Here is a 4,014-nt window from a genome sequence, read left to right as displayed (position 1 = left end):
CCCCGCTCGAGCTCGTGCAGCTCGACGTCGCCCGGCAGCAGACCGCTCTCGCGGCCGGCGACGTCGACGCCGTGATCGCCCGCCTCCCCGTCGACCGGGAGCGGTGGCACGCGATCGCCCTCTACGACGAGGTGCCGGTCGTGGTGATGACGGCCGACGCCTCACTATCGGTCGCCGAGCGGCTGGCGGCATCCGATCTGGCCGGCGAGGTGCTGATCGTGCCCGCCGACGACGTGCTCGACCTCGCCGCGACCGCCGCGGCCTGGCCCGTCGAGCGGCCCCGGTTCGCTCCCCCCGCCAGCACCGAGGAGGCCATCGCGACGGTCGCCGCGGGCGTCGGCATCTCCGTCGTGCCCATGTCGCTCGCCCGGCTCCACCACCGCAAGGACATCACCTTCCGCGAGCTCGACGGGGGCCCGCTCGCCCCGGTCGGCCTCGTCTGGCCGCGGGAGGACGCCCACCCGCTGATCGACGCGTTCGTCGGCATCGTGCGCGGGCGCACCGCGCGCTCGTCACGCTGAGACCCGCCGGACGGCCGGCCCGCCCCTCGCCCTAGACTCGCGGGATGGACTCCCGGCCGCTGCTCTTCCTCGGCGCGCGCCCGGAGCAGAACGCGGCCGACGGCGAGTTCGCCGCGTTCGCCGCCGCCGCCGGCGTGTCGCTGGCCCGCCACGACCTCACCCGCTCCCCTCTCCCCGAGGGCGCCCTCGACCGTTACGCCGGGTTCATCGGCGGCGGCAGCCCGTTCAATGTCGGCGACCCCGAGGCCGGCAAGTCCGACACCCAGCGCCGTGTCGAGGCCGACCTCGCCACGGTCGCGGAGGCCGCGGCATCCGGCGCCACCCGAGCGCTGCTCACCTGTTACGGCATCGGCATCGCGACGCGGCTGCTCGGCGGCACGATCGACCGGGCGTTCGGCGAGGACACCGGCACGACCGAGGTGACCGTCGGCGCGGATGCCGCCGCCGACCCGGTCTTCGGTGCCCTGCCTGCGACGTTCACCGCCTACACCGCGCACAAGGAGGGGTCGGGGACGACGCCGACGGGGGCGGTCGCGCTGGCGACGAGCGACGGATGCCCGGTGCAGGCCTACCGGGTCGGGTCGCTGTGGACGACGCAGTTCCACCCGGAGCTGACCGCCGACTCGTTCGCCGCGCGCATCGCCGTCTACCGGGACTTCGGCTACTTCGACCCCGACGACTACGCCGCCGTGGTCGCGGGCGTGCGCGCCGCGACCGTCACGGCGCCGACGGCGATCGTCGCGGCCTTCGCGGCGCTGTAGGCGCGCACCCCACCCCTCAGTACCGGTCGCTGGAGAGCACCCGCGCCGACTCGCGGTCGGCGGTCTCGTTGCGCACGCCCGCGCGCGATCCGGCGAGCTTCGCCCGGATGTGCTCCTGCACGGTGACGGGCTCGTAGATCGCCGGATGCTGCGCGTCGACGCACTGCGGCAGCGTCTCGATGAGCGCGTCGACGTTGCCGTCGTGGAAGAACGCCGCGGAGCGGCGCCGGCGGATCGTGCCGTCGATGACGGGCGGCTTCACGCGGTGCAGCGTCGACATCCACTGCTCGTTGGTGAGCCGAGCGGTCACGTCGCCGAGGTTGACGAGCAGTGCGCCCTCGGCGGGCTGCACGTCGTTCCAGGAGCCGTCGGATCCGAGCACCTGCAGGCCCGCGACCCGGTCGGCCCACAGCACTGTCACGATGCCGTAGTCGGTGTGCTCGCCCATGCCGATGAGGTCGCCGTCGAGGGTGACGTCGGTGCCCGGCGGGAGGGCGTAGTTGTTCATCCGCAGCACGTCGAGGGAGTGGTCGGTGCGGGCGTCGAAGAAGGCGCGATCGATGCCGAGGGCGTCGGCGAAGATGTCGGTGAGCGTGCGGGCGACGCGCGCCGCCTCGCCGAAGTAGGCGCTGACGGCCGGCTCGAACCCGGCGACGTCGGGCCACACGTTGTCGGCGTAGTCGATCGGGTCGAGGTGCGCGACGTGCGGGTAGTGCGCCGCGGTCGCGCCCACGTTGAACGCCTCGAAGAAGTCGTTCATGCGGCTGGCCTGCTCGACGCCGAGCGACAGGCTCAACGACTCCGACTTCGGCGGACTGTAGCCGCGATTGATCTCGGGCGGCGTGCGGTACGTGTTCTTCACATCGAGGTCGAGCCCGAAGAATCCGTCGATGGATGCCTCGAGCCCCGCGATGACCGCGGCCGGCACCCCGTGCCCGGTGATCTGGATGAAACCGACCGTGCGGCAGGCGTCGTCGATCGCGCGGGCGACCGCGGCGCGCTCGGCGTCGGTGCCGCCAGTCACGTAGGGCGTGATGTCGACGAGGGGGACGTGGAACGTCATGGCAACTCCGTGAGGTCGTGGCCCGCGGGCCGGTGTCAGGCAGTCGCTTCACGCTTTCCCGCCGCCGGTGGGCGGCTCGCTTTCATGAGCGCGGCCAGGCTACCGAGCGCACGTTTCCTGCGCGTGACGGCGCATCCGGGTGTCCGTGCGCCGGGCTCAGCCGAGCGGTGGCCCGACGATCACGGCCGTGTCGGGCGGAACGGTGACGGTGCCGTCGGCGGATGCCGCGGCATCCGCCCCGCTCGTGAGCAGCACCGTCTCGCCCGGCTCGAGCGCGAGCGGCCACGGGTCGGAGCTCAGATTGACGGCGATGCGCAGGGCGCCGCGTCCGAGCAGGAACCGCCGCGCGGCGGGGGGAGCGTCGGGGTCGAGGTCCTCCGCCGTCAGGTCGGCGAACGCCGGGTCGGTGAGCTCGGCCCGCGCGCGCCGCAGGTCGGCGAGGGCGCGGTAGAGCGCGAGCAGGCGGGCATGGGCGCCGTGCGTCTGCTCGGTCCAGTCGAGCTTGGCGCTCGCGAACGTCGCCGGGCTCTGCGGGTCGGGCACGACCGACTCGTCCCAGCCCATGCGCGCGAACTCCTCGGTGCGCCCCTTGCGCACGGCCTCCCCCAGCCACTCCTCGGGGTGGGACGTGAAGAACGGCCACGGCGTCGACGCACCCCACTCCTCGCCCATGAACAGCATCGGGGTGCCGGGGGTGGTGAGGGTCAGCACGGCGGCGACCGCGAGCCGGTCGGTCGAGAGGGTCGCGGTGAGACGATCGCCGGCGGCGCGGTTGCCGATCTGGTCGTGGTCCTGCGAGAAGGTCACGAGGCGGGAGGTGGGCACCTCGGACGGGATGGGGGAGCCGTGGTCACGCCCCCGGAACGACGAGTAGGTGCCGTTGTGGAAGAACCCGGCGGTCCACACCTTCGGCAGGGCGTCGGCTGCCGCGAAGTCCTCGTAGTAGCCGCTCGTCTCACCGGTCAGGGCGACGTGGACGGCGTGATGCCAGTCGTCGCTCCACTGCGCGTGCAGACCGTAGCCGCCGGCCTCGCGCGGCAGGATCAGCCGCGGGTCGTTGAGGTCGCTCTCGGCGATGAGGGTGAGCGGGCGTCCCAGGTGCGCGGAGAGGGCATCGGATGCCGCGGCCAGCTCCTGCAGGATGTGCACCGGCTGCTCGTCGTGCAGGGCGTGCACCGCGTCGAGCCGGAGTCCGTCGACATGCTGGTCGCGCAGCCACATGAGCGCGTTCTCGACGATGTACGACCGCACCACGGGCTCGTCGAGGTTCACGGAGTCGCCCCAGGTGTTGCGGCTGCCGGTGCGCAGGTAGGGACCGAACTCGGGCAGGTAGTTGCCGCTCGGTCCGAGGTGGTTGTAGACGACGTCCTGGATGACGGCGATGCCGTGCGCGTGGGCGGCGTCGACGAAGCGACGGTAGGCGGCGGGTCCGCCGTACGCCTCGTGCACGGTGTACCAGAGCACGCCGTCGTAGCCCCAGTTCCACTGGCCGTTGAAGCCGTTCACGGGCAGCAGCTCGACGTGGGTGACGCCGATCGAGGCGAGGTGATCGAGTCGCGCGGCTGCGGCGTCGAGCGTCCCGTCGGGGGTGAATGTGCCGATGTGCAGCTCGTAGACGAGGCCGCCCGCGAGTGGACGCCCGGTCCACGCGGCATCCGTCCACGCGAAG

Annotated in this window: 4 protein-coding genes; 2 read left to right on the top strand and 2 right to left on the bottom strand. The window is 72.8% G+C overall.

The genetic code is table 11. The features are described from left to right. Nucleotides 1-521: LysR substrate-binding domain-containing protein (locus ASG00_RS07850; protein WP_056208245.1), on the top strand; the 521-nt coding region annotated here is incomplete at its 5' end. A 44-nt stretch (nucleotides 522-565) separates the two neighbouring features. Next, the gene (locus ASG00_RS07845) at nucleotides 566-1,282 is read left to right on the top strand and encodes a glutamine amidotransferase-related protein (protein ID WP_056208240.1); all 717 of its coding nucleotides are present in this window, start codon (nucleotides 566-568) and stop codon (nucleotides 1,280-1,282) included. A 16-nt stretch (nucleotides 1,283-1,298) separates the two neighbouring features. On the opposite strand, the gene ASG00_RS07840 is transcribed toward ASG00_RS07845, so the two are convergent. Both ASG00_RS07840 and treZ read right to left on the bottom strand, forming a co-directional pair. After that, nucleotides 1,299-2,345, bottom strand: a complete 1,047-nt coding sequence (locus ASG00_RS07840) for an isopenicillin N synthase family dioxygenase (protein WP_056208237.1) — start codon at nucleotides 2,343-2,345, stop codon at nucleotides 1,299-1,301. Nucleotides 2,346-2,501: 156 nt separating this feature from the next. Further along, the coding region (gene treZ, locus ASG00_RS07835) for a malto-oligosyltrehalose trehalohydrolase (RefSeq protein ID WP_056208234.1) at nucleotides 2,502-4,014 on the bottom strand (1,513 nt) is incomplete at its 5' end.

This window comes from Microbacterium sp. Leaf351, assembly GCF_001423825.1.
Classification (GTDB): domain Bacteria; phylum Actinomycetota; class Actinomycetes; order Actinomycetales; family Microbacteriaceae; genus Microbacterium; species Microbacterium ginsengisoli.
Note: the sequence above shows the minus strand (reverse complement) of the source record. Positions and strands in the feature narration are given on the sequence as shown.

Bases quoted from the DNA above. Each gene is read 5' to 3' on its own strand.
- ASG00_RS07840 (WP_056208237.1), bottom strand. From the start codon at position 2,345: ATGACGTTCCACGTCCCCCTCGTCGACATCACGCCCTACGTGACTGGC.
- ASG00_RS07845 (WP_056208240.1), top strand. From the start codon at position 566: ATGGACTCCCGGCCGCTGCTCTTCCTCGGCGCGCGCCCGGAGCAGAAC.